This is a genomic window from Actinoallomurus bryophytorum, from assembly GCF_006716425.1.
GTDB lineage: Bacteria > Actinomycetota > Actinomycetes > Streptosporangiales > Streptosporangiaceae > Actinoallomurus > Actinoallomurus bryophytorum.
Window position 1 is genome coordinate 3674696 of the sequence record NZ_VFOZ01000001.1, and the last position, 22930, is coordinate 3697625.

General features: G+C 67.9%; 25 protein-coding genes and 1 riboswitch. Of the genes, 8 read left to right on the forward strand and 17 right to left on the reverse strand.

What is annotated here, in order from left to right; genetic code table 11:
- Positions 1–5: 5 nt before the first annotated feature.
- The 3 genes from FB559_RS17310 to FB559_RS17320 form a co-directional block, all read right to left on the reverse strand.
- Positions 6–293 (reverse strand): hypothetical protein, encoded by a 288-nt coding sequence (locus tag FB559_RS17310; RefSeq protein ID WP_141956575.1) that lies wholly within the window; start codon positions 291–293, stop codon positions 6–8.
- Positions 294–424: 131 nt separating this feature from the next.
- The gene (locus tag FB559_RS17315) at positions 425–1012 is read right to left on the reverse strand and encodes a hypothetical protein (protein WP_141956576.1); all 588 of its coding nucleotides are present in this window, start codon (positions 1010–1012) and stop codon (positions 425–427) included.
- Positions 1013–1179: 167 nt separating this feature from the next.
- Positions 1180–1641: a GNAT family N-acetyltransferase gene (locus FB559_RS17320; RefSeq protein ID WP_221640062.1), complete on the reverse strand. Its 462-nt coding sequence runs from the start codon at positions 1639–1641 to the stop codon at positions 1180–1182.
- A gap of 89 nt (positions 1642–1730) precedes the next feature.
- Between FB559_RS17320 and FB559_RS17325 the strand changes: the two genes are divergently transcribed.
- The 3 genes from FB559_RS17325 (at position 1731) to FB559_RS17335 (ending at position 2928) form a co-directional block, all read left to right on the forward strand.
- On the forward strand, positions 1731–1967 hold the full coding sequence (locus FB559_RS17325) for a hypothetical protein (protein WP_141956577.1): 237 nt from the start codon (positions 1731–1733) through the stop codon (positions 1965–1967).
- Positions 1964–2224: a WhiB family transcriptional regulator gene (locus FB559_RS17330; protein ID WP_281286269.1), complete on the forward strand. Its 261-nt coding sequence runs from the start codon at positions 1964–1966 to the stop codon at positions 2222–2224. The genes FB559_RS17325 and FB559_RS17330 overlap by 4 nt, the downstream gene beginning before the upstream one ends.
- A 92-nt stretch (positions 2225–2316) precedes the next feature.
- Positions 2317–2928, forward strand: a complete 612-nt coding sequence (locus FB559_RS17335) for a rhomboid family intramembrane serine protease (protein ID WP_141956579.1) — start codon at positions 2317–2319, stop codon at positions 2926–2928.
- On the opposite strand, the gene FB559_RS17340 is transcribed toward FB559_RS17335, so the two are convergent.
- The 3 genes from FB559_RS17340 to FB559_RS17350 are packed head-to-tail and all read right to left on the reverse strand — an operon-like array spanning position 2929 to position 5377.
- Positions 2929–3612 carry an SDR family oxidoreductase gene (locus FB559_RS17340; protein ID WP_141956580.1) on the reverse strand — a complete coding sequence of 228 codons (684 nt, stop codon included), beginning with the start codon at positions 3610–3612 and terminating at the stop codon, positions 2929–2931.
- Positions 3613–3631: 19 nt separating this feature from the next.
- On the reverse strand, positions 3632–5122 hold the full coding sequence (locus FB559_RS17345) for a hypothetical protein (protein WP_246121691.1): 1491 nt from the start codon (positions 5120–5122) through the stop codon (positions 3632–3634).
- 6 nt (positions 5123–5128) lie between these two features.
- Positions 5129–5377 carry a CBU_0592 family membrane protein gene (locus FB559_RS17350; RefSeq protein ID WP_141956581.1) on the reverse strand — a complete coding sequence of 83 codons (249 nt, stop codon included), beginning with the start codon at positions 5375–5377 and terminating at the stop codon, positions 5129–5131.
- A 7-nt stretch (positions 5378–5384) separates the two neighbouring features.
- Positions 5385–5453: riboswitch (guanidine-III (ykkC-III) riboswitch) on the reverse strand.
- 225 nt (positions 5454–5678) lie between these two features.
- Here FB559_RS17350 and FB559_RS17355 point away from each other — a divergent pair.
- Both FB559_RS17355 and FB559_RS17360 read left to right on the forward strand, forming a co-directional pair.
- Positions 5679–7511, forward strand: coding sequence for an acyl-CoA dehydrogenase (locus tag FB559_RS17355; RefSeq protein WP_141956582.1), 1833 nt, complete (start codon positions 5679–5681; stop codon positions 7509–7511).
- A 148-nt stretch (positions 7512–7659) separates the two neighbouring features.
- On the forward strand, positions 7660–7884 hold the full coding sequence (locus tag FB559_RS17360) for a DUF6458 family protein (protein WP_141956583.1): 225 nt from the start codon (positions 7660–7662) through the stop codon (positions 7882–7884).
- On the opposite strand, the gene FB559_RS17365 is transcribed toward FB559_RS17360, so the two are convergent.
- From FB559_RS17365 to FB559_RS17385, 5 genes are all read right to left on the reverse strand, one after another.
- Positions 7881–8462 (reverse strand): Uma2 family endonuclease, encoded by a 582-nt coding sequence (locus FB559_RS17365; protein WP_141956584.1) that lies wholly within the window; start codon positions 8460–8462, stop codon positions 7881–7883. The two genes, FB559_RS17360 and FB559_RS17365, sit on opposite strands and share 4 nt — an antisense overlap.
- 98 nt (positions 8463–8560) lie before the next feature.
- Complete coding sequence (locus FB559_RS17370; RefSeq protein WP_141956585.1) at positions 8561–9655, reverse strand: ABC transporter ATP-binding protein; 1095 nt, start codon at positions 9653–9655, stop codon at positions 8561–8563.
- Positions 9652–10473, reverse strand: a complete 822-nt coding sequence (locus tag FB559_RS17375) for a carbohydrate ABC transporter permease (RefSeq protein WP_141956586.1) — start codon at positions 10471–10473, stop codon at positions 9652–9654. The genes FB559_RS17370 and FB559_RS17375 overlap by 4 nt, the downstream gene beginning before the upstream one ends.
- Positions 10470–11384 (reverse strand): carbohydrate ABC transporter permease, encoded by a 915-nt coding sequence (locus FB559_RS17380; protein ID WP_141956587.1) that lies wholly within the window; start codon positions 11382–11384, stop codon positions 10470–10472. The genes FB559_RS17375 and FB559_RS17380 overlap by 4 nt, the downstream gene beginning before the upstream one ends.
- A 7-nt stretch (positions 11385–11391) precedes the next feature.
- Positions 11392–12768: an extracellular solute-binding protein gene (locus tag FB559_RS17385; protein ID WP_141956588.1), complete on the reverse strand. Its 1377-nt coding sequence runs from the start codon at positions 12766–12768 to the stop codon at positions 11392–11394.
- A 314-nt stretch (positions 12769–13082) separates the two neighbouring features.
- On the opposite strand from FB559_RS17385, the gene FB559_RS17390 reads away from it, so the two are divergent.
- Positions 13083–13628 (forward strand): EF-hand domain-containing protein, encoded by a 546-nt coding sequence (locus tag FB559_RS17390; protein WP_141956589.1) that lies wholly within the window; start codon positions 13083–13085, stop codon positions 13626–13628.
- 44 nt (positions 13629–13672) lie between these two features.
- On the opposite strand, the gene FB559_RS17395 is transcribed toward FB559_RS17390, so the two are convergent.
- The 3 genes from FB559_RS17395 to FB559_RS17405 form a co-directional block, all read right to left on the reverse strand.
- A complete protein-coding gene (locus tag FB559_RS17395; RefSeq protein WP_141956590.1) occupies positions 13673–16918 on the reverse strand; it encodes a WXG100-like domain-containing protein in 3246 nt (1081 codons plus the stop codon).
- A gap of 621 nt (positions 16919–17539) precedes the next feature.
- A complete protein-coding gene (locus FB559_RS46715; RefSeq protein ID WP_141956591.1) occupies positions 17540–17638 on the reverse strand; it encodes a DUF397 domain-containing protein in 99 nt (32 codons plus the stop codon).
- Positions 17626–18387: a helix-turn-helix domain-containing protein gene (locus tag FB559_RS17405; RefSeq protein WP_141956592.1), complete on the reverse strand. Its 762-nt coding sequence runs from the start codon at positions 18385–18387 to the stop codon at positions 17626–17628. The genes FB559_RS46715 and FB559_RS17405 overlap by 13 nt, the downstream gene beginning before the upstream one ends.
- A 151-nt stretch (positions 18388–18538) precedes the next feature.
- Between FB559_RS17405 and FB559_RS17410 the strand changes: the two genes are divergently transcribed.
- Both FB559_RS17410 and FB559_RS17415 read left to right on the forward strand, forming a co-directional pair.
- On the forward strand, positions 18539–18814 hold the full coding sequence (locus tag FB559_RS17410; protein WP_141956593.1) for a hypothetical protein: 276 nt from the start codon (positions 18539–18541) through the stop codon (positions 18812–18814).
- Entirely contained in the window at positions 18811–19185 is a 375-nt protein-coding gene (locus FB559_RS17415; protein ID WP_141956594.1) for a helix-turn-helix domain-containing protein, read from the forward strand. Before FB559_RS17410 ends, FB559_RS17415 begins: the two co-directional genes overlap by 4 nt.
- Here the strand turns inward: FB559_RS17415 and FB559_RS17420 are convergent.
- The 3 genes from FB559_RS17420 to pdhA are packed head-to-tail and all read right to left on the reverse strand — an operon-like array spanning position 19180 to position 22723.
- Positions 19180–20577 carry a dihydrolipoamide acetyltransferase family protein gene (locus FB559_RS17420; protein ID WP_141956595.1) on the reverse strand — a complete coding sequence of 466 codons (1398 nt, stop codon included), beginning with the start codon at positions 20575–20577 and terminating at the stop codon, positions 19180–19182. The two genes, FB559_RS17415 and FB559_RS17420, sit on opposite strands and share 6 nt — an antisense overlap.
- Before the next feature lie 3 nt (positions 20578–20580).
- Positions 20581–21558 carry an alpha-ketoacid dehydrogenase subunit beta gene (locus tag FB559_RS17425; RefSeq protein WP_141956596.1) on the reverse strand — a complete coding sequence of 326 codons (978 nt, stop codon included), beginning with the start codon at positions 21556–21558 and terminating at the stop codon, positions 20581–20583.
- Positions 21559–21604: 46 nt separating this feature from the next.
- Positions 21605–22723: a pyruvate dehydrogenase (acetyl-transferring) E1 component subunit alpha gene (gene pdhA / locus FB559_RS17430; RefSeq protein ID WP_141956597.1), complete on the reverse strand. Its 1119-nt coding sequence runs from the start codon at positions 22721–22723 to the stop codon at positions 21605–21607.
- Positions 22724–22930: the final 207 nt, after the last annotated feature.

A 22930-nucleotide genomic window follows, 5' to 3' on the forward strand; every position in this document is an offset into this window, starting at 1 on the left:
ACGGCTCACGCGTGGTGGTGTTCGCCGACGCTGTGGTCGCGCAGGAACCCCGCGATGCGTAGCGCGGCTCCTTCGGTGTCCTCGACCGGGTGGCGCATCGCCGCGTTGTTCCAGTCGAAGTCGGTCCCCGACTCGCTGACGAAGACGTACAGCGGGACCCCGGGGATGTCGGTCGTCACGGTCAGGCCGGGCAGCGCGTCACGGAAGCCGACCTTCAGCCCGAGTTTGACCAGTTCCCGGCACAGTTCCCCGAGTAGCCGCAGCTCTTCGTCATACCGAATCGCGTGTCGCACTGGCTCGCCCCTTTCTGGTCGCTGGGGGCCTGGCGATGGGGACGTCGACTCCTCATCCTCATACGCGGGAGACAGGCAAAAGGTTCAGCCGCGGACCCGATCACCGGCCGGCCCGGACAGCGTTCGCCGGCTCACGACACCTGGTCGGCGGTGCGCCGCGAGACGCGGAAGACGCGGACGACCTCGCTCATGCGGTCGGTCATGATCTCCTCGGCCCGGCCGCCGTACGTGCCGCGGTCGGCGCGGCGCTGGGCCCACCGGGGTACGGGGGTGGCTGACCGGTTGGCGCCGTGCCAGTGCTCGGTCAGCTCGCCGAGGCTCTGGCGGGCCTGGGCGAACGTGTGGCCGGGCAGGTCCACCTGCCGCGACTGCCGGGCGGCCGTCTCGGCCGACTGGTACGCCTTCGCGGCCTCGACCGCCTGGTTCTCCTTGCGTGCGGGACCGACCATGCTGATGACCGTGGTCAGCATCGCCGCGAAGAGGGCGAGCGCGCCGGCGATCACCGGGAAGCGGTCCCCGGCGAGCACGACACTGCCGGCCACGCCCGCCGCGGCGACGGCGCACGAGCCGAGCCCCAGGTTGATGACGCGCCAGATCCTGACCGTCTCCCACTGAGCGCGTGCGGCGCGCGCGCAGACCTCCTCGATCCGGCAGAACTCGGCGGCGACCGCGACTCGCCACGTGGGTTCGATTCCGCCGAACAGCTCCTTTTCGGCCATGGGGCTTCTCCGATTGCTCGCCGATGATGAGGCAGATGATTCAGCGGTCGCCGCCGGGGCGTGGCGGCGACGACGTAAATCAGGGAGCACCTTGACCGATGCATGGGCAGCACCTGGTGCCCGGCCGGTCAGCGTAGATTCATGGAGTCGCCGGCGACGGCCGAGGGTCAGAGCGACAGCTTGAGGCCCTCGTGGCTCCGTTCGAAGCCGAGCGACTCATAGAAGCGGATCGCGTCGGAGCGGCGCTTGTCCGAGGTGAGCTGGACGAGGCCGCAACCACGCTCCCGTGCCTGGCCGACGGCCCACGCGATCATCTCGTGGCCGAGTCCGCGGCCCCGGTGCGCGGCGCTGACGCGTACCGCCTCGATCTGAGCGCGTTCGGTACCCATTCGGCTGATGCCGGGGATGTAGGTGAGCTGTAGCGTCCCGGCGACCTCGCCGGCGATCTCGGCGACGACGAGATGGTTGCGCGGATCCGCGGAGACCTCGCGGAACGCGGCCAGATAGGTGCCTCGCTGGGCGGTCACGTCGCCCTCGCGGCCGGCGCCGATCGTGTCGTCGGCGAGCAGGGCGACGATCGCGGGCAGGTCCGGTTCGGTCGCGGAGCGGAAGATCACGTCGGTCGGCACGCGAATCACTCTAGAACGGATTGACACGACCTTGCGTAGTACTACAGTTGGTAGTACTAAAACAAGTCAAGACGTCGATGGAGGCGGTCGTGACCGCACCCCCGGTGCTGGTGTCTCCCAGTCGCCTGCTGGATCACCGTCTTGAGCAGCTTGTCGCCGCGGAGCTGGCCCGGCTCGCACGTCGTGCGCCCGCGCTCGCCGACGACCACCTCGACCTCGTCGAGGCGTCGCTGCAACAGATCATCAACCGGTTGCTGCCGGCCCGGGGACGCGCGAGCGCACCCCCGGAGGCCGTGGCGGCCCTGTTCGACCTGGAGTGCGTGTGAACATCGAGCACTGGACCGACCTCGCGGCCTGTAAGGGCGTGGATCCCGAGCTGTTCTACCCGGTCAGCGTGGCCGGGCCGGCCCAGATCCAGGTCGAGGAGGCCAAGCGGGTCTGCGCCGGCTGCCCCGTGACCGCCGACTGCCTCAACTGGGCCCTGCGCGCGGGCGAGCCCGCCGGAATCTGGGGTGGCACCACCCCGGACGAGCGTCGCTACCTGCGCCTCAAGCCCCTTCCGGCCGCGCCCGCCTGGCACTGAGGGACCCGGCCGCGATGCCGCGCGCCCGCGGTCGTACGTCCCGGTCGCCCGGCCTTATTTCCGTGAAACAAGGGGCGACGTACCGTTGGCCCATGACAGACGCTTTCCTCCCCGCACGGTCATCCAGCGAGGGGCTGGCCGGGTACGCCTCGCGCATGCTCGGCGCCTTCTTCGTGACTCTCGCCCTGCTCGGCGCGTGCTGGGCGGTGGAGGTGGTCAACTACAACGACGAGAGTGTGCTCGGCAGCCGGTACGGCATCCAGGCGCACGACACGAACACGCTCTGGCACATCTTCACCGCACCGTTCCTGCACGCCAACCTCGATCACCTCATGGCCAATTCGGTGCCGCTCGCGATCTTCGCCTTCCTCGCGGCGCTCCGCGGTGTCGCGCGCTTCATCGCGGTCAGCGTGATCGTCATGGTCGCGAGCGGGCTCGGCGTGTGGTTCCTGTCCGCGCCGGACACCGTGACCGTCGGGGCCAGCGGCCTGATCTTCGGCTACTTCGGCTACCTGCTCGCGCGCGGCTTCGTCGAACACCGCGCGTTCGACATCGTGGTCGGCGTCCTCATCGCCGTGGTCTACGGCACGATGATCCTCGGAGCGCTGCCCGGCCAGCCGGGGATCTCCTGGCAGGCCCATCTGTTCGGCCTGATCGGCGGCGTCGCCGCCGCCTGGCTCACCCGGCGGAGGTCGGCGGCCTGATCAGCCTCGTACGCTGACGTCGGTCACGGTCGCGTCGCGCGGCGTCTCCAGCGCATTGACGATCACCTTGGCGACGGTGCGGGCGGACATGAACGCGTCCGGGTCGTAATCCCCGCCCTCGTGGGCGCGGACCTGACGCTGCATCTCGCTCGCGAAGCGCCCGGGAAAGACCGAGGTCACGCGGATCTCCGGCTCCTCGGCGCGCAGCGCGTCGGCCAGGGCACGAAGCGCGTGTTTGCTCGCCGCGTACGCGCTCCAGCCCGGGTTCGCGCGCAGTCCGGAGCCGGAGTTGACGAACACCACGTGCCCGCGGGCCGCGCGCACCGAGGGCAGCAGGAGGCGGGTCAGCTCGGCGGGTGCGGCGGTGTTCACGAGGAGCTGGCCGATCCAGTCGTCCGGCGCCAGCTCGGCGACGGTGCCCAGCGCGACCGAGCCGGCGCCGTGCACGAGCCCGTCCAGCGGCGGCAGCTCCGCGCCCTCCAGCGAGGGCTCGATCCGCCGGGGGTCGGTCAGGTCCAGGACGAGCGTACGGACCCGGTCGCCGCCCGCGATCCGGGCGGCGGTGGCGTCGAGGCGTCCGGCGTCACGCCCGGTCAGGATGACGCTGTGGCCGGCGTCGTGCAGTAGCCCGGCCACCGCGGCGCCGACCGCACCGGTGGCCCCGGTGATCAGGTGAGTTCCCACGGTCCCATCCTGTCGGATCTCACGCCCGCCGGAGCACGCGGGCGACACCGGCGATCAGAGCGGTCGCCAGGAACCAGCCGGCGGCGGTCAGCCCCCAGGCCAGCCAGGCCGTCCAGCCGGTCGGGTCCCACGCGCTGCGCTGCCCGAACGTCTCCAGCGGCAGCATCAGGTCAAGGGTGTAGACGAACGCGTGGAAGTGCGGCCGCTCGTCCGGCTGCCGGATCGTGAGCGGGTGGTGGAGGCTGAACACCACCGTGCCCAGCGCGACCAGGAGTACGAGCCACAGCCCCGAGATCCACGGGCGGTAGCCGTACCCGACGGTCCAGTCGAGCAGCACGCTCCAGGTGCGGCTGACCGGGTTGAGGTTGCGCCGCCGCGCCCGCTGCTTGGCGAGCTGGCACCTGCGGGCGAGGTCCTCCCGGCCGATCTGGCGCAGCCAGGTGGCGAGCTGCTCGTACGGCTGCGGGCGGAATCCCTGCGGATCGCGGGAGATCCAGTCGAACCGCAGCCGCTCGTCGGCCTCGCCGCGCAGGGTCTCGTAGACGAGCCCGTTGAGGCGGAGCCGCTCGGGCCACATTGCGGGACGGTCGAGGATCACGTTGATGCGTGAATACCCCAGGGTGACCTCGCCCTGGATCGGCTCGCTCGGGATCAGGATCAACTCCTCGACCCGCGCGTGGCTCAGATGCAGCACACGCTTGCCGGGGGCACGGAGCACACCCTGGTCGAAGGAGAGCGTGCCGTCGATCCGCGCGCCGCGCAGGCGGACCTGGCCGTCGGAGACGAAGCCGCCGCTGCACTCCATCCGGTCCTGAACGATCATGTTCTCGCCGTCCAGGGCGAAGCCGACCGAGTCGTGCAGCCTGGTCCCCTCCATGAAGAGGCCACCGGTCATCCGCGCACCGGTCAGCCGTATTCCGCCGGTGATCTCCGAGTCGCGGATGAAGGCCCCGACGTCGACGGTCAGGCCGCCCGCGAACAGGGCGTACCCGCCCGGGTTGTGAAGGTGGACGCCGTTCATGCGGAACCCGCCGGTCACGTATCCGCGGATCAGCCGCACCTCGCCCTCGATCAGCGAGCCGGAGAGGCTGAAGAACCCGTCGACCCGCAGGCCGCCGCCGTCGAAGCCGGGCATCGTGCAGTCGCCGAACCGTATCTGCCGCGCCCGCGCGTTGGAGAAGTCCGGCGTCTCGTCCAGCACGCAGCGGCGGAGCCGGAGCTCACAGCCGACCTCGCCGCCGGAGACGTTGAGCGCGCCGGTGACGCGCGCGCCGTGCAGGCGTACGGCCGGAACCCGGCCTGCGGTTCCGTCGCGCGCGCCGAGCAGCAGCGCCGAGATCACCTCGGCCCGTACGAGACGGGCGGGATCGTCGGTGCCGTCGGGACGCCCGTCGCCGAGGTCGACCACCGCGCCGGTCGGGTAGGCGTCCCAGAGCCGCCGCTCGGCCTCCGTCAGGTCGGGCCGGTCACGGTTGATCCAGGCGACGACGGAGTCCCAAGCATCGGCCACAGGGCGTCATCGTAGGGGCTCCGGCCGCGCGCGTGTCAGGGCAATCAGCGATATGAACGACACGACCGCCCAGCTTCCCTCCAGCAGGAGGAAGCCCCACTCCCGGCCGGTCGCCGCGAGCACCGCGAGAACGGCGGATCCGGCCAGGTTGAGGAGCAGGTACGGGATCGACCGGTCGTTCAGGAGCCTGAGCTGAGAGAGCAGGTAGGCGACGAGGATCAGGACGGCACCGAGGATCTGCAGAATCTGTTGCATGTTCAGCCGCGCGCCGTCTTTGCGTGGCCGGGTACGGCGCGCTCTCGTCCGGGGGACCTCGAGATCCGAGTCCCACGTGAAAGGACGCCCCGGATCACCCGATCTGTTCCGTACGTGACCGAGCTCACCCGTACGCGGGGGCGCCCAGGTCGGCCGTGGCGGACCTTCGCCGACCGGTTGCCCAAGGCGATGGCATTTTCCGGTCTGATGTTTGTATGTCCGGTTACTCGCGGGTAGCATGACGGTGTTACTGACTGGTACGACCGTTGGGCGTGACCGCCCGAGAGCTACGGGGTGCTTCATGGGCCACTACAAGAGCAACCTGCGTGACATCGAGTTCAACCTCTTCGAGGTGCTCGGTCGTCGGGAGGTCCTGGGCTCAGGACCCTTCGCCGAGGTCGACGAGGCGACGGCGCGCAGCGCTCTGGACGAGGTCAACCGCCTCGCCACCGGCGTGCTCGCCGAGTCGTTCGAGGACGCGGACCGTCACCCGCCCGTGTTCGACCCCGAGACCCACGCGGTCACGATGCCCGACAGCTTCAAGAAGTCCTTCCGCGCCTACTTCAACGACGCCGAGTGGTGGCGGCTGGAGCTGCCGCCCGAGCTCGGCGGCATGAACGCGCCGCGCAGCCTGCACTGGGCCGTGGCCGAGCTCGTCCTGGGCGCCAACCCGGCCATCTGGATGTACTCCAACGGCCCGAGCTTCGCCTGGCTCCTGTGGCAGATCGGCACGCCCGAGCAGAAGAGGCTCGCCGAGTTCGCGATCGAGAAGCACTGGGGCGCGACGATGGTGCTCACGGAGCCGGACGCCGGCTCCGACGTCGGCGCCGGGCGTACGAAGGCGGTCGAGCAGCCCGACGGCACCTGGCACATCGAGGGCGTCAAGCGCTTCATCACCAGCGCCGACCACGACCTGGCCGGCAACATCCTGCACTACGTGCTGGCGCGCCCCGAGGGCGCCGGGCCGGGCACCAAGGGCCTGTCGATGTTCATCGTGCCGAAGTATCTCGTGGACCCGTCGACCGGGGAGCCCGGCGAGCGCAACGGCGCCTACGTCACCAACGTCGAGAAGAAGATGGGCCTGAAGGTCTCCACGACCTGCGAGCTCACCTTCGGCGACAAGGAGCCTGCGGTCGGCTACCTCGTGGGCGGGGTGCACGAGGGCATCAAGCAGATGTTCCTCATCATCGAGCAGGCCCGCATGATGGTCGGCACGAAGGCCATCTCCACGCTGTCCACCGGCTACCTCAACGCGCTGTCCTACGCCAAGGAGCGCGTGCAGGGCGCCGACCTGACGAAGATGGCGGACAAGACCGCGCCGCGCGTCACCATCACCAACCACCCCGACGTACGCCGGCTGCTCATGCTGCAGAAGTCCTACGCCGAGGGCATGCGGGCGCTCGTCCTGTTCACCGCGACGTACCAGGACAAGGTGCAGCTCGCCACCGCCTCGGGCGTGCGCGACGAACTCGCGGAGAAGGTCAACGACCTGCTGCTGCCGATCGTCAAGGGCGTCGGCTCCGAGCGCGCGTACGAGGTGCTGACGCAGTCGCTGCAGACCCTGGGCGGTTCGGGCTTCCTTCAGGACTACCCGCTCGAGCAGTACGTCCGTGACGCCAAGATCGACTCCCTGTACGAGGGCACGACGGCGATCCAGGGCATGGACTTCTTCTTCCGCAAGATCCTGCGCGACAACGGCGAGGCGCTGACGCACCTCGCCGGGCTGATCAAGGAGTTCGCGGAGAGCGACGCGGGCAACGGCCGCCTCAAGCAGGAGCGCGCGCTCCTGGCCAGGGCCGTCGACGACGCGCAGGGCATCGCCACCCCGATGGTGGGCTGGGCGTTGAGCTCGATGGAGAAGCCCGAGGAGATCTACAAGGTCGGCCTGAACACCACCCGGCTGCTGATGGTCCTCGGCGACGTCGTCATCGCCTGGCTGCTCTGCCGGCAGGCGGAGGTCGCCCTGGACCGGCTGGGCGGCGAGGTGTCCGACGCGGACCAGGCGTTCTACCGCGGAAAGGTGGCGGCCGCACAGTTCTTCTGCGCGACGCAGCTGCCCAAGGTGACCGCCGAGCGGGCCATCGCCGAGGCGACCACCGCCGACCTGATGGAGCTTCCGGAAGAGGCTTTCTGAGCCGTCACTGGTTTCGTATGTCCCGTCACTCTGGTTCGAGTGATGGGACATACGCCATCATCGGTATCGATAGGGTGGTGTGCCGCAGCAGCGGGGTGTTTACTCGAAGTAATTCCGGGCCCAATCAGGGGTACCGGAGGTCGGAGGCATGGTGGGCTTTGGCGTCAGCATCTTCCTGATCACACTTGGGGCGATCTTCAAGTGGGCCATCAAGGCGCACCTCAGCGGCATCGACCTGCCGGCGCTGGGCGTGATCCTGATGGTCGTCGGTGCCGCGTCGTTCCTGCTGCAGCTCGTCATGAGCAGTCGCCAGCCGAAGCCGCGTCCGGGCGCCGACATCGTCAACGACGACCGCAGCAACCCCCCGGTCTAGACGCGTAGCGGAGCCGTGTCCAGGGCCATCGTGAACGGCTCGGGCAGCCAAAGCTTCTCGCCTACGGTCACGCGGTCCAGCGTGCCGTAGCCGTCCTCGCCCGGCTCGCTGAACAGCGTCACCGACATCGGCTCCTCGACCGGGTCCACGAGCAGGTAGAGCGGCACTCCGCTAAGCGCGCAGGTACGCGGCTTGGCGAAGCGATCCCGCGCCGCGTTTCCTCGTGAGGTGACCTCGGCAACGAGCAGCACCCCGCGTCCGAGAACCTCACTGTCACCGAACGTAGGAGCGTCCGGCGGGACGATGACGAGATCCGGTTCGACGCGGTCGCGGTTGCTCTCGAGGTGAATCGTGAGCTCGTGACAGAGATGCCAACCGTTCTGCAGGGCGACGTCGTGGAACCCGCTGTGCAGGAAATAGTTGATCTGCGCGTGGCGTACGTTTCCCCGGGGGCTCACGACGAGGCTCCCGTCGATGACTTCGACCTGGAGGCCGGGATAGGGAGGAGTCTGTTCCCAGATCTCCTCGATCGTCGGCGTCGGGATCTCTTCGTCACCGGTCCACTGGGGCATGGCCATGGCTCCACCGTCCTCGGGTTCTCCTCGCTTCACGGTATCAGTCCAGCGACAGAGGGTATTCAGCACGTTGCTGCCCGTGTCTGCCTGTTCGCGAGGATTCAGGGGGCGTCGATGAGTTCGCCGTCGTCGGCGCGGTAGACGAGCATGCGGCCCGGTTCGGGGGTTACGCGCATGGTCGCGCCCGGCTCCGGTTCGCGGCCCTCCGGGACCGTCACCTGCACCGGCGGGCCGGTCGTCGTCAACGTGACCAGGGACGTCGTGCCGAGATTCTCCACGATGTCGACCTGGCCCTCGATGCCCTCTTCTGCCTCTACGAGGTATTCCGGCCGTACCCCCACGATCACCTTGTCGCCCGGGTTCAGCTCGGTGACGATCTCCTCGGGGACCGGCAGCCGTACGCCGGTGATGTCGATCTGGTGGCCCCACGACTCCGCCGCCTCGCCGTCGCCCGCCACACACTCGCCCTCCAGCAGGTTCATCGGGGTCGAGCCGATGAAGCCGGCGACGAAGACGTTCGCCGGGCGCTGGAAGATCTCGCGGGGGGTGCCGAGCTGGCGGATGCGGCCCGCGTCCATCACCGCGATCCGGTCGGCCAGCGCCAGGGCCTCCGCCTGGTCGTGGGTGACGAAGACCGTCGTCACGCCGAGGTCGTGCTGGAGCCTCTTCAAGAACGTGCGCGCCTCCAGCCGTAGCCGCGCGTCCAGATTGGACAGCGGCTCGTCCAGCAGGAACACCGTCGGCTCGGCGACCATCGCGCGGGCCAGGGCGACGCGTTGCTGCTGGCCGCCGGACAACTGGGCCGGGCGGCGTTCCATCAGGCCGGCGAGTGAGAGTCCCGCCGCGGTCTGGGCGGCCTTCGCGCGGCGTTCCGTACGGCCCACCTTCTTGATCCGCAGCGGGTACGCGACATTGTCGGCCACCGTCATGTGCGGGAACAGCGCGTAGTCCTGGAAGACCATCGCCACGTCACGCTCGCCCGGTGGCAGGCGTGTGACGTCGCGGTCGCCGATGCGCAGGACCCCGGCGGACGCCGTCTCCAGACCCGCGATGGTGCGCAACAGCGTCGTCTTCCCGCACCCGGACGGGCCGAGCAGCGCGAAGAACTCCCCGTCCTCGATGTCGAGGGACAGGCCGTCGAGCGCCGTCACGCCGCCGTCGAAGACCTTGGTCACCTCTTCCAGCGAGACCCTCATGCCTTGATTCCCCCATGGAAGCGGAAGCCGTACCGGCGGCTGACGAACAGGAACATGATGACCACCGGGATCGAGTAGAGCAGGGAGAACGTCGAGATCAGCGCGAGGTTCGGCTGCCCGCCCTCGGTGTAGAAGTTGTTGAGCGTGACCGCGGCCGGCTGCTTCTCCGGCGTCCGGTACAGCAGGAACGGCATGAGGAAGTTGCCCCACACGTTCACCACCGCCCACACCGCGATCGTCGCGAGCCCGGGACGTACGTTCGGCAGCACGACGTGCCCCAGCACCTGGAAGGAGTTCGCGCCGAACACCCGCGCCGACTCCTCGTACGACTTGGGCATCGTGTCCATGAAGTCCTTGAGGATGAAGATCGCCGCGGGCAGCAGGCCGCCGGTCATCACGAGGATCACGCCGACGTCCTTGTCCAGCAGGTGGAGCTTGAACATCAGCTGGAAGATCGGCACCATCGCCGCCGTACCGGTGATCACCGAGGACAGCAGCAGGAGCAGGTAGAGGATCCCGTCCCGCCCCGGGATGCGGACCCGGCTCAGCGCGTACGCCGCGAGCGCGGCGACGGCGACCGTGATCAGCATCGTCCACAGGGACAGCACCGCCGAGTTGTACAGCGAGGGCAGCGCGTTCGGGTCGTCGGTCAGCGCGCCGAAGTTCGACAGCGTGAAGTCCGGCCACGAGACCGACAGGCTCGGGTTGCGCGTGAACGGCGCGGTCACCAGCCACAGCATCGGCAGCGCGAAGAACGCCGTGATGACCGCGACGAAGACGTAGAACCCGATGCGCCGCAGGAGCTGGGCGGGACTCACGCGCGCCTCCGCAGGATCCGTACGTACGCCAGCGCCAGCAGCAGGTTGATCACCAGCATGATGAGCGAGATGGCACTGGCGAAGCCGAGCCGTTCCCCCGGCAGGGCGGTCAGGTAGATGTAGACCGGGAGTACGGCCGAGGCGCCGTGCGGCTCGCCCTTGGTGATCAGGTACGGCGTGAAGTCGTTGAACGTCCACAGGCTGATCAGCAGGGTGTTCGTCAGGATGTGTCCGCGGATACCCGGGATCACGACGTCGCGCAGCTGCTGCCAGCCGCTGGCGCCGGCGAGCCGCGCGGACTCCAGATGGCTGGGCGGCACGCTCGACAGCGCCGCCGCGAAAAGCATCATCGAGAACGCCGTGCCGCGCCAGACGTTGAAGACGATCAGCGAGCCCATCGGGTGGTCGAACCACCAGTCGTGGCCCGGCGTGTGCAGGATCGTGTTCAGCGTGCCGCCCTGGTCCTTCAGGAAGGCGATCCACAGCCACGCGACCACGACGCCCGGCAGGATCCAGGCCAGCAGCACCAGCGTCTCGACCAGCGAGCGGACCCAGCGTCGCGCCGACCGCAGCGTCCAGGCCAAGGCGAAGCCGAGGAGGTTCTGCCCGATGATCGCCGAGCCGAGGACGAACAGCAGCGTGCGGCCGAGGGAGTCGCGGAACTCCTTGTCCCCGAGCGCGTGCGTGTAGTTGTCCGCACCCACGATCTTCGGGTGCGCGGCCTGGACGCCGGTGAGCCGGTAGTCGGTCAGCCCGAGGTAGAGCGTCCACAGTGCCGGCACGACCAGGAAGACCGTGATGAGCAGCAGCGCCGGCACGACGAACGCCAGCCCTTGGCGCCGATCGCCGCCCCCCGGCACGTCTCCGCCCAGGGAACGCCGCGCCGGCAGCAGATCCGTTTCCTCCGTCATAAGCCGATCAGCCGGTAGTGACGTTGCCGGCGCCGCCGACCGCCTGTGTCAGGTTCTGCTGGTAGGACTTGATCGCCTTGTCCACACTGTCACCCGCGACGACATCGCCGGTCGCCTTCTGTAGCGCCGTCGAAACCTGGGGATAGGCGGCGAGGCCGGGCCGTACGGCGGTGATCGGGAGCACCTTGGTCGAGATGAAGTTCAGCAGTGGGTCGCCGGCGAGCATCTCGCCGTTGACGTCCTGACGTGGGCTGATGCCGACCGCCGAACGCTGGACCTCGTCCTTGACCGCGTCGTGCCCGCCCATGAAGCTCAGCAGCTCCCACACGAGCGAGGCGTTCTTGGTGTGCGGGTTGATCACCCAGCCGGTGCCGCCGGACATGCTCACCGAGTCCTGCCCGCGTACGCCCTTGCCCGCCGACTGCGCCGGGATCAGCGTGTAGCCGACGTCCTTGTCGCGGTCCTTCATCGGGTCGATGCCGTCCTTGGGATTGACCACCGAACGCCAGAAGTAGTCGCTTTCCAGCAGGATCCCGACCTTGTTCTTGGAGAACCGCTGGAAGGACTCGTCGCGCCCCTGCGGGTTCTGCTGGAGCTTCGGGTCGCCGAGCCCGCTGCCGTACACCTGCTGGTACAGGTCGAGCACGCTCCTGAGCTGCGGGGTGTCACCGAGCCACTTGCCGTTCTCGAAGATGTCGTGGCCGGTGCCGGCGAGCAGGGGCAGCACGCCCTGCATGGTGGTCGCCTCGGTCATCGCCGTGCCGGCGTTGAGCTGGATCGGCGTGACGCCGCTCAGCGTCTTGAGCTTGCGTCCCGCGGCGAGGATGTCGTCCCAGCTCTTGGGCTGCCAGTCGGCCGGCAGGCCCGCCTTGGCGAACAGTTGCTTGTTGTAGAACAGCACGCGGCCGTCGGTGCCGATCGGCAGGCCGTACTTCTTGTTGTCGAAGGCCATGATGTTCTGCACCGGGCCGGGGATCTGCTTGAACCCCTCCCAGCTCGCGATGCCCGAGCCGGCCACCTGGTCGAGCGGCTTGATGTAACCGGCTTGGGCGAACTCTCCGACCCAGATCCCGTCGATCGAGATCAGGTCGGCGCCGCCGCCGGTCTTGAGGTCGAGCGCGGTCTTCTGCTTGTACGGGGCGTCGTCGACGCCGGTGCCCTCGAAGCGGACCGTGACCTTCTTGCCCTTGCTCTTCTCCATCGCGGTGAACTTCGGGATGACGTAGTCGGTGATCCACTCGGCGCCGTTGGAGCTCTTGCCGCCCTTGACGGAGTTGGCGCTGATCCGGATCACGGTGCCGCCGCCTCCGCTGACACCACCCGAGCACCCCGACATCGCGAGCCCGCTCGCCGCCGCCAGCGCCGCCATCCGCGTGATCTTCATCCCACAGCCTCCCGGGCAGGCAATTCCCACTATTAGAGGAGCTGTCGAAACATTTCCACGTTCATCAGGAGTTCACACCCGTACCAATGATCACGATTCGGGCTCATCCCGGTGATCGTGAGCCTGACCATGGCGGCGGGCACGCCTGGGTTATCACTTACCGGGCGGATATGGGCGCCTACTCAAGGTGATGATCTGATTGCCGCTCCGCGAGAAAGTAGCTCCGACCGGGCGATTGTCGTACGGGGTGCCGGTCGCCACCATGAATCTGCGCTTTCACCTCTACATCCGGCGTGACGGAAGGATGCGGATTCATGGCGAGCGAGTTCCAGCGGCGAAAGATCGCCGGGGTCTTCGAGGCGATGGACGTCGACGGCGACGGCTTTCTTCAGGAGTCCGACTTCGCGGCGCTGACCGCTCGGTGGACCGCCATCCGGGATGCCGGCGACCATTCCCGGCTGGCCGCGATCATGATGGGCTGGTGGCACGCGCTGCTCGCGGGGGGCGACCACGACGGCGACGCGAAGGTCACGCTGGACGAGGTCCTGATACTCACCGACCAGCTCGGCGAAATGTCCGACGAGGTCACCGGCACCGCCGAGGCGATGTTCGAGGCCATCGACGAGAACGCCGACGGGCGCATCTCCTCGGAGGAGTACAACCGGCTCATCGAGGGATGGACGGGCTGCCGGACCGCGACCGATGAGATCTTCCCGCTGCTCGACCTGGACGGCGACGGCCACATCTCCCAGGAGGAGTTCGTCCGGCTGTGGACGGAGTTCTGGTCGGGCGATGACGCGGCAGCGCCCGGCACCTGGGTCTTCGGGCGCTTCGAACCGCCCATGGCCCGACAGGGGTGAGATCCTGACGTGGAGGGCCGCTCCCAGAGCCGGGAGCGGCCCTGTTAACGGGGCGGCGCGTCCGGCGGATCATCGACCAGCTTGATGATGAACAGGCCGATGCCGTCCTCACCGGCGGAGAACTGGTCCGAGCTGCTTTCGTCGCGCGACTCGAAGATCCGATAGCTCTCCACACGAGGGTGCGCGTCCAGCCACTGTTGCCAGCGTTCGCGGTCGTAGGCGATGTTCGGGAATCTCGTGCCGCGTCCCGCCGTGTAGCCATGGCCGGCCTCGCCACCCTTGACCGCCGGCAGGTTAAGCACGTTGCCGAAGACCACATACCCCCCGGGACGGACGGCACGGATCACGTGTCCCCTGAACTCGGCGGCCACGGCCCATTTGGTGCTCATGGAGTCGGACGCGTAGAACTCCGCGGCGATGTCGACGGGGTGATCCCCGTGGCCGGAATCGAAGGTGAAGATGTCGTCGACGTGCAGCCTGGTGGACTCCATGTCCCGGTCCAAGGGCCGCTCGAAGTGCTCGGCCTGTCCGGGGAAGTGCTGTGTCCCGGCCGCTTTGACCACCTCGCCCCAGGGCTCGGCGATCTTACGCGTGTCGATCTCCTGTGGAATGCCGTAGCGGTCGGTATTTCTGTAGATCCCATCTCCGGGGCCGTACTTCACGTTGTTGTAGTCGATCTCCTGCTGGTTCGCTTCGTAGACGAGCTTCTCCACATAACCGTCCTCGGACAGCAAGGGCCCGAATGTCAGCGACGGATAGGGGTTCGTTCCCGATGCGACGTCGAGGAAACGCTTGAACTCCCCGGGGTGAACTCCATAATCGGTCTTGAGAATGGAGTAGATGGCATTGATCAGCTTGATGTCGTGCCCGAGGATGCGCGGTTTCCAGTTTCCGGGCTCCCAACGTCCGGGGATGACGCCTTCGGGCGGCGTCCAGACCGCCGGAACACGTTCTCCCACGTAGTTGCGGAGTGTGTACTCGTACGCGTCGAACTTGTCCCAGTCGGTGAACGCGTCGCCGGTCGCGTGCTCGCTCTTGGCCAGATCCTTGATCGAGTGCACGAGCCCGTCGGGTGAGTCGAACTTGACCTGACGATAGAGCTTCAGGAGTTCGTACGGATCCGCGGATCCAGTGAGTTTCTCGGCGACCGGTTCGAACGTCCGGATGGATGCCCCGTCGTCGAAGCCGCGCGTTTTCGGCCACTCGGCTCTGATGAGCTCATGGAGATGAGCGACTTCGCCGAGCATGAACCGGTGTTCGACGGCGTTCGCCGCCTCCTTGTCGAGGCCGTAGAAGTCGACGATCAGAGCGGCGTCCATGAGCGTACGACTGATGTGCTGGCCTGCCGGCGGCGCCATGCCGTGTTCGTTCAAAAGGTCGCGAGCGTAGTCGTGGAACTGCTGCGGACTCAGGATCTCGTCCTGGGGGATGCCGTATTCACTGCGGACCAGCTGCTCGAGCTGGCGCGTGGGGGTGAAGTATCGCGCGACTTGCGGCCAGTCCGTACCCCTGGTCAAGTCCATCGCGAGGCTGAGCGTGTGGCCGGCGCCCTTCATTTCCTCCATCGTCACTTCACGGTCCAGGCCGAGCAGTTCCTGTGCGATGCCGCTTTGCGTTGTTCCTGGCACGGTCGCCCACAACCGGGCGAGCGCCCTGGCATGCGCCGGGGTCGGGATCTGGTCCGGAGGCAGGTCCCAGTAGTACCCCACCAGCTCATGGAAGGTGGCGAGGGTAGCCCCTCTGTTTCTGAAGATCGGATATTCGTGTGCTTTGAGGAGGATGCTCAGATCCGTCCGGCGTAGATCGGCGATCGGCGAGGTTCCCTTGGGAGCGATGTCCGTCTGCCGGTCGCCGAACAGTGCCTGCAGCACTGTCTCGATGTGCCGCCCGGTCACCTCCGTGTCCGCTCCGAGTCCGAGGGCCGAGTTCGTGAGCTGTTTCAGGCGGACGAGCTCGCCCGTGTGCCTCCAGTAGTCGAACGGCTCCTGGGGATGCCAGACCTCGTGCAGTCGCAGCAGGCGACCGAGTGCCTGAACGGCGTTGCCATCTGATCGGCCCTGCGTGCCCGTCGCCGCGAACCTGTGCAGCGCTCTCACTCCGGGAGGCTGAAGTTGTCCAGGGCGACGTTCCTTGTAGTAATCGGCCACCCGCGTCAGGGAATCCACGTGATACGCCGTGAGGGGGACGTCTGGGGGAAGACCCAGGGCGTTGCGTGTCCACTCGCGAAGTCGCTCTGGCGTCGGCAGTCCGGAAGTATGGTTCTCGTCCCCGAGCACGTGGACCAGGTTCTCGAGTCGAGGGAGGGCGTTGGCGCCCGCCAATTCGGTCATCTCAGCGGTGGTGGCTGGCCCAAAGGCTTCCTCGGACAACGTCAGCCACTTATCGGCGCGTTGTGACTCGGCCGGTTGGAACACACGTCCGACCGCCATGAAGCCCGCCATACCCGCTGCCAGACCAAGATCCTTGGTCCAGTTGACGTCCCCGTGGTTGAAGGCGACGTCTCCGGCCACATTGAGCCCGAACCCGACGCCCGTGTTGACGGCCAGCTGGCCGGGCACACGGTGGGCGAGGAACTCGGCGAGCTCGCTGCCCTCGGCGGCCGCCTTGCCCAGGCCATAGTGAATCTTCCCGGTGACGCCTCCACTGACGGCGCCGAAGGCCGCGGAGGTCAGCACGGAACTCCAGTCGGCGGGCAGCCCGTACGCCTTCCGGGTGAGGTCGCTGACGAAGGCGAGGCCGCCCATGAAAGCGGCTCCCGAGGCGCTCACGCGGAAACCGGTGGTCATCAGCATCATTCGCAGCCGCAGACCGACGCGCCCGGTCTCGGACAGTGCGGCGAACGTACTTACCGGGAAAAGCGTGGCGGTGGCCCGGGCGACGCCCCACAGCAACAACAGGTACCCGCACGCCGCCAGGAAGTTCGTCTTCGCCCATGCGATCTGGACGCCCGTGTACCGGCAGTAGGCCGCCACACCGCGGCATGCCTGTGCGCCTTCGGCCAGGTGCCCGCTGCCGCCCGCCAGTTTCGCGAACGACTGGGTGAACAGGTCGATGGCCTCGCCGGCGTTTCCATCCGAGATCGCCGCACCATGGCGGGTCGCGACATGGGTGACCTCGTCGATGACGTCGGCGAGCGCGTCGAAGGTCCGCGCCACGTGGTCCATCTCGGATGCGTCGCCGGCCGGGTAAGTACACCCCGCCACCATGGTCTCCAGCAGTTCCAGCAGCCATTGGTACTCCCGTGGCGCGACCTCCAGCGGCAGCCGCTCCAAGGGCGCCGTGCCGACCACGTCACGCAGGGCGGTACGCCGGTCCGCCACGGAACCGGCGTCGACAGTGCCGGGAAACAGCGGGTTGACCGGTTTCCCGTTGACCGGGCTCGCACCATCGGCCTGCGCATAGGTGTCGGCCATCTGCGCCGACCCCGAGGCGTGGCCTTCCAGAGCCTGCACCAGCTCCGCCAGCCCGCCGAGGATCTCGTCTCTCGCCACGCGGAAACCGAGCGAGCCGTTCTCCCCGTCGAGGAACGAACGACCCAGGGAGTCGTTCCCCCACGGTGTGTTTCCTACGAGGTCCAGCGCGTAGACCGTATTGCCGAGCGAGATCCTCAACATCGCGGCCGCGTCGCCGATCCCACGGGCCGAGATCGCGATCTGCTCCGGATGGACCGCGAATCCCCAGGCGTCATTCATCCCGCCCATGGGAGCACCCACCCGTCTTGCAGACTCCGAACGTGATCTTTCGCATGCTAGCCGTTGGAGCCCGCGATCTACACCGTGGATCCGGTGCTCTTATACCTGGGCGTGCTCGCCCTGCTCGCCAGGTCACGCCGCGCCGGAGTTTGGACCCCTGAGTACACCGCCAAAACGCCCAGCACCTGTTCAGAGACGCCGGGCGTTTCCGCACGTGATTCAGCCGCGCTCTTCTTCCGCGACCGAGACCTCGACACAATCGTCGTTGTTGGCGCCTGATCGGCTCGACTTACGCCAGGGAGTTGTCACGACACCCATCGTTCCTCCGCCGTCCGCTTGATCAATTCTTTCGACATTCCCAGCGGCAGTGCCTCGGCCTTGATCGACTCCCACAGTGCTTCTGCTCGTGCGATGTCGTCCGGGGCGACGGTCACCAAGCCACGCACGGCAGTTTCCAGGTAGGCGGCGGTACTGCCGTTTTCCAGCGTAGCGAGCACGAACGGGCCTTGTGTCCCCAGATTTACGTCGCTCGGTAGCACCTGGATCTTGATGCTGCGAGACGAGGACTCCACAAGGTGCATGAGCTGTTCGTACATGACCTCGGCTCCGCCGACGTTGCGCCACAGCACGGTCTCATCGAGCACGACATGGAGGGTGGGAGGCTCGGCCTGATCGAGGATTAGCTGACGCTCCATGCGGGCGGTCACGTCTCCGTCCAGCAGGGCCCGTGCGTATGCCTCCGTCTGTAACAAACCGTAGATGACGTTCGGCTGGAAGGTCCTCAGGACGTCGGCGCCCTGTTCGTAGGGGAGCCACTTGCCGAACCACGTGGGGAATGCGCTGCCCTTGCGGTAGTCGAGGGTGCGGGTCAGGGTGCCGCCGGTGGTGAGCTGCTTGTCGCAGGACTCGGCGAACTCCACCGTCGCCGGGACCTGGCCCGTCTCGATCTGGCTGATGAGCGACGTCGAATAGTTGATCCGCTGGGCCAGCTCCGCCTGTGTGAGCCCCGCCGCCTGCCGGTAGTGCTTCAGCTCCCGGCCCCAAATGGCCATTGGCGTGTATTCCATCTTGGTTCGCCTTCACATGTCCGATTTCAAGTTTCTTTAAGTCGCTGACGGGCCATTGACAACGCCAGATCATTGCCCCTGCTGAATGCCATCAGGCTAAGGCAACGCTGCGATTCTCTGGAGGAGAAATCGAAGACCGGGAGTTGTCGTAATGACGTCCGAGAGAAATGCGTCCACGCGGAGCGATGGCCTGCTGACCCCGGAGCTGATGCGGATCGTCACGCTGTGCCGGGAGGCAGCCAAGCTGGGGCTGAACGTGGGAATCAGCGACGCCCGGCCGGCGGTGGTGATCCGTACGGCCACCGAGCCGCCCCTGTGGATAACCGTGGACGACGCGGGTGAGTTCTACGAGTGGGACCAGGATCGGCACCCGGTCACGGATCCGGCCGGAGCGGCGGCGCTCGTTCGAAGCCACCTCGCGTCGTGAGCGCGCTCGACTCCGATGACGATCTGCTCAGGCCGCGTGAGGCGGCCGAGATGCTGGGCGTGCGTTCGGCGACCATCGGGTTCTGGGCCCGTACCGGAGTGCTCAGGGCCGCCGTGCGTACGCCGGGTGGGCAGCGCCGTTACCGCCGTGCCGACATCCGTGCCTTCGGGGCGGCCCAGGCGGTCCCGACGCAGATGGAGGCGGACGCGGTACGGCTCTACGAGCAGGGATGGCCGATCCGACGGGTCGCGGCGCAGTTCGGCTGCGGCTACAGCCGGATGCGCCGCATTCTCCTCAGACACACACGGCTGAGAACGCGGTGGGGGCCGCCCCCGGAACCGGGAACGGCCCTCACCGAAAAGACATCATGACCAGGCGAGCATCCGCATCGGGTCCTCCAGCATGGCGCCGACGTCGCGCAGGACGGCCGAGCCGAGCTCGCCGTCCACGACGCGATGGTCGAACGACAGTGCCAGCGTCGTCACCTTCCGGATCTTGATCTCACCCTCGTGGACCCAGGGCATGTCCCTGATCTGGCCGACCGCGAGAATCGCCGACTCTCCCGGCGTCAGGATCGGGGTGCCCGCGTCGACGCCGAAGACGCCGACGTTCGTGATGGTCATCGTGCCGTCGGACAGGTCCTGCGGCGTCGACTTCCCGGCACGGGCGGTCGCCGCCAGGTCGGCCAGCGCCCCGGCGAGGTCCGGCAGCGACAGGTCCTGCGCCTCCCTGATCTTCGGGACGATCAGGCCGCGGTCGGTGGCGGCCGCGATGCCCAGGTGAACGTAGTGCTTGACCACGATCTCCTGTGCCGCCTCGTCCCAGATGGCGTTGATCATCGGATGCCGGCGGGCCGCGAGCAGGAACGCCTTGGCGACCAGCAGCAGCGGCGAGACCTTGACGCCCTCGAAGTCGGGCAGGTCGCGCAGCCGCTTCACCGCGTCCATGGTCGACGTGACGTCGACCTGCAGCCACTCGGTGACGTGCGGCGCGGTGAACGCCGACTGCACCATGGCCGCCGCGGTGTGCTTGCGCACGCCGCGGATCGGGACGCGCTCCTCACGCTCACCGGTCGTGCGTACGGCGGTGAGCCGCGTGGGCGCCGGAGCCGAGGCCGCCTGGTGGATGTCATCGCGGGTGATCGAGCCCTGCGGGCCGGTACCGCTGATCGACCTCAGGTCGACGCCGAGATCCTTGGCGAGCTTGCGCACCGGCGGCTTGGCCAGCACCGCGACCCGGCCTCCGCCGTTCGGAGCGGTCTCCACCGGCCGTACGACCGGAGCCGGAGCCGGGGAGGAGGCCGGCGTGGAGGCCGCGCTCGACTTGCGCGCCCGGCGCGTCGTCGACCCCGGCTTCACGCCGTACCCGACCAGCACCGGCACCCGCTTCTGCTGCTGCGGCGCCGCCGGGTCGACCTTGGGCGCGACGCTCCCGACCATGCCCGGCTCCTGCGCTCCCTCCGAAGGCGGAGTCGGCACGAGATCTTCCTTGGCCCCTGCAGGAGGAGCGGCCGCCTCGCCACCGACGTCCACGGTGATGATCGGCACGCCGACGTCGACCGTCGTTCCCTCGGAGACGAGGAGCTCGGTGACCGTTCCCTCGAACGGGCACGGCAGCTCGACCACGGCCTTGGCCGTCTCGATCTCCAGGATGGTCTGGTTGACCTCGACGACGTCGCCCGGCCGCACGTGCCACTTGATGATGTCGGCCTCGGTGAGGCCTTCGCCGACGTCCGGCAGCTTGAACTGCTTCAGCTCACCCATGCCTCACCACTCGAAGGTTCGGTCGACGGCGTCCAGGACGCGATCCAGGTCGGGCAGGTAATGGTCCTCGAGACGCGAGGGAGGGTACGGCGTCGAGGCGGCGCCCACCCGCAGCACCGGCGACTCCAGGTTGTAGAAGCACTTCTCGGTGATCCGGGCGGCGAGCTCGGCGCCATAACCGCCGAACACCGGTGCCTCGTGCACGACGACGCAGCGGCCCGTACGGCGTACCGACTCCAGCACGGTGGACTCGTCCAGAGGGTTGAGGGACCGGATGTCGACGACCTCGATCGAGCGGTTGTCGTCGGCCTGCGCGGCCTCCAGGCAGGTCTTCACCATCGGCCCGTACGCGAGCAGAGTCACGTCGCTGCCCTCGCGGGCGACGACGGCGCGGTCGAAGGGCGCGGCGGCGGACAGGTCGAGCTCGACCGGCGCCTTGTCCCAGTAACGGCGCTTCGGTTCGAAGAAGATCACCGGGTCCGGGCAGGTGATCGCCTGCTGGATCATCGTGTACGCGTCGGAGGGGTTCGAGCAGGCGACGACGCGCAGGCCACCGGTGTGGGTGAAGTACGCCTCCGGCGACTCGCTGTGGTGCTCGACCGCGCCGATTCCGCCGCCGAACGGGATGCGGATGACGACCGGCAGCTCGAGGGTGCCGAGCGAGCGCATCCGCATCTTGGCGAGCTGGGAGGTGATCTGGTTGAAGGCCGGGAACACGAAGCCGTCGAACTGGATCTCACACACCGGCCGGTAGCCGCGCAGCGCCAGGCCGATCGCGGTGCCGACGATGCCCGACTCCGCGAGGGGCGTGTCGATGACGCGCGCCTCGCCGAAGTCCTTCTGCAGCCCGTCCGTCACGCGGAACACGCCGCCGAGCTTGCCGACGTCCTCGCCCATGACCACGACTTTGGGGTCGTTCTCCATGGCCTTGCGCAGGCCCTCGTTCATGGCTCGGGAGAGTGACAGGGTCTCGGTACTCACCGTCGTACTCCTCCTCTGCCGAACCGGTGAAGAGCGCCATCGCGCTTCATCGGGTTACCTCCTCGAAAGATCCCAGGTAGGACGTGAAACGGTCACGTTCGCCGGCCAGCGGCGCGTGCTCCGTCGCGTAGACGTTCTCCCAGATCGCCGTCGCCTCGGGGTCGGGCAATTCTAGACACCGTTTGCGCAGGTCGGAGCCGATCGACTTGGCCTCCTCGTCGATCGCGGCGAAGAACTCCTTGTCGGCCATCTGGCTCTTGACCAGGTACGCCTTGACGCGTTCGATCGGGTCCTTGAGTTTCCACGCCTCGAGTTCGGCCTGGAGCCGGTAGCGCGTCGGGTCGTCCGTCGTGGTGTGCGCGCCCATCCGGTACGTGAACGCCTCGATCAGCGTCGGTCCCTGGCCGCTGCGCGCGTTGTCCAGGGCCCGCTTCGTCACCGCGAGGACCGCGAAGACGTCATTGCCGTCCACCCGGATACCGGGGAACCCGAAGCCCTCGGCGCGCCGGTAGAGCGGGATCCGCGACTGGCGCTCCAGCGGCTCGGAGATGGCCCACTGGTTGTTCTGGCAGAAGAAGACGATCGGGGCGTTCTGCGCCGCGGACCAGACGAACGCCTCGTTGACGTCGCCCTCGCTGGTCGCGCCGTCCCCGAAGTAGACGATCGCGGCGTCCTCGGTGCCGTCACGCTGGATGCCCATGGCGTACCCGGTGGCGTGCAGCGTCTGGCTGCCGATCACGATCGTGTAGAGGTGGAAGTTGTGCTCCCGAGGGTCCCATCCCGCGTGGTTGACGCCGCGGAACAGGCCCAGCACCTTGACCGGGTCGACGTCACGGCACCAGGCCACGCCGTGCTCGCGGTAGCTCGGGAAGGCCATGTCACCCGGCCCCAGCGCGCGGCCGGAACCGATCTGCGCGGCCTCCTGCCCCAGGAGCGAGGCCCACACGCCGAGCTCACCCTGCCGGGTCAGGGCCAGGGCCTCCGTGTCGAGCCGTCGCACGATGACGAGGTCCCGGTAGAGGCTCTTGATCTCATCGGCGGTGAGATCAACGTCATATTCGGGGTGCTCGATGCGCTCGCCTTCGGGGGTGAGCAGCTGGACGAGTTCCGGTGGGGGTTGTGCGCCGGTGCCAGGGGGCGCACCATGCGCGGCGTCGATGGTCACGTGCCACTCCTCGTGCGTTCAGGGCCGGCCCGCGGGATCGCCGCATCCGACCTGTTTGCGCGCCGCCCCTTCCCGCGGGTCTCGGCGAGTACGGGTGACGTATCACCGCCATCGTGGCAGACGACTCGTAGTAGGACGCAAGCCACGACGACTACGGGAAACGTACCCGGAACGTTGTGCCGTGGCACCAACGCCATCTGTGGGATG

Coding starts and splice junctions, on each gene's coding strand:
- FB559_RS17365 (WP_141956584.1), bottom strand. CDS start 8,462: ATGGCCATGCCCCAGTGGACCGGTGACGAAGAGATCCCGACGCCGACG.
- FB559_RS17420 (WP_141956595.1), bottom strand. CDS start 20,577: ATGGGTGAGCTGAAGCAGTTCAAGCTGCCGGACGTCGGCGAAGGCCTC.
- FB559_RS17350 (WP_141956581.1), bottom strand. CDS start 5,377: ATGCAACAGATTCTGCAGATCCTCGGTGCCGTCCTGATCCTCGTCGCC.
- FB559_RS17315 (WP_141956576.1), bottom strand. CDS start 1,012: ATGGCCGAAAAGGAGCTGTTCGGCGGAATCGAACCCACGTGGCGAGTC.
- FB559_RS17385 (WP_141956588.1), bottom strand. CDS start 12,768: ATGAAGATCACGCGGATGGCGGCGCTGGCGGCGGCGAGCGGGCTCGCG.
- FB559_RS17355 (WP_141956582.1), top strand. CDS start 5,679: ATGGGCCACTACAAGAGCAACCTGCGTGACATCGAGTTCAACCTCTTC.
- FB559_RS17410 (WP_141956593.1), top strand. CDS start 18,539: ATGACGTCCGAGAGAAATGCGTCCACGCGGAGCGATGGCCTGCTGACC.
- FB559_RS17380 (WP_141956587.1), bottom strand. CDS start 11,384: ATGACGGAGGAAACGGATCTGCTGCCGGCGCGGCGTTCCCTGGGCGGA.
- FB559_RS17360 (WP_141956583.1), top strand. CDS start 7,660: ATGGTGGGCTTTGGCGTCAGCATCTTCCTGATCACACTTGGGGCGATC.
- FB559_RS46715 (WP_141956591.1), bottom strand. CDS start 17,638: ATGGGTGTCGTGACAACTCCCTGGCGTAAGTCGAGCCGATCAGGCGCC.
- FB559_RS17370 (WP_141956585.1), bottom strand. CDS start 9,655: ATGAGGGTCTCGCTGGAAGAGGTGACCAAGGTCTTCGACGGCGGCGTG.
- FB559_RS17405 (WP_141956592.1), bottom strand. CDS start 18,387: ATGGAATACACGCCAATGGCCATTTGGGGCCGGGAGCTGAAGCACTAC.
- FB559_RS17390 (WP_141956589.1), top strand. CDS start 13,083: ATGGCGAGCGAGTTCCAGCGGCGAAAGATCGCCGGGGTCTTCGAGGCG.
- FB559_RS17335 (WP_141956579.1), top strand. CDS start 2,317: ATGACAGACGCTTTCCTCCCCGCACGGTCATCCAGCGAGGGGCTGGCC.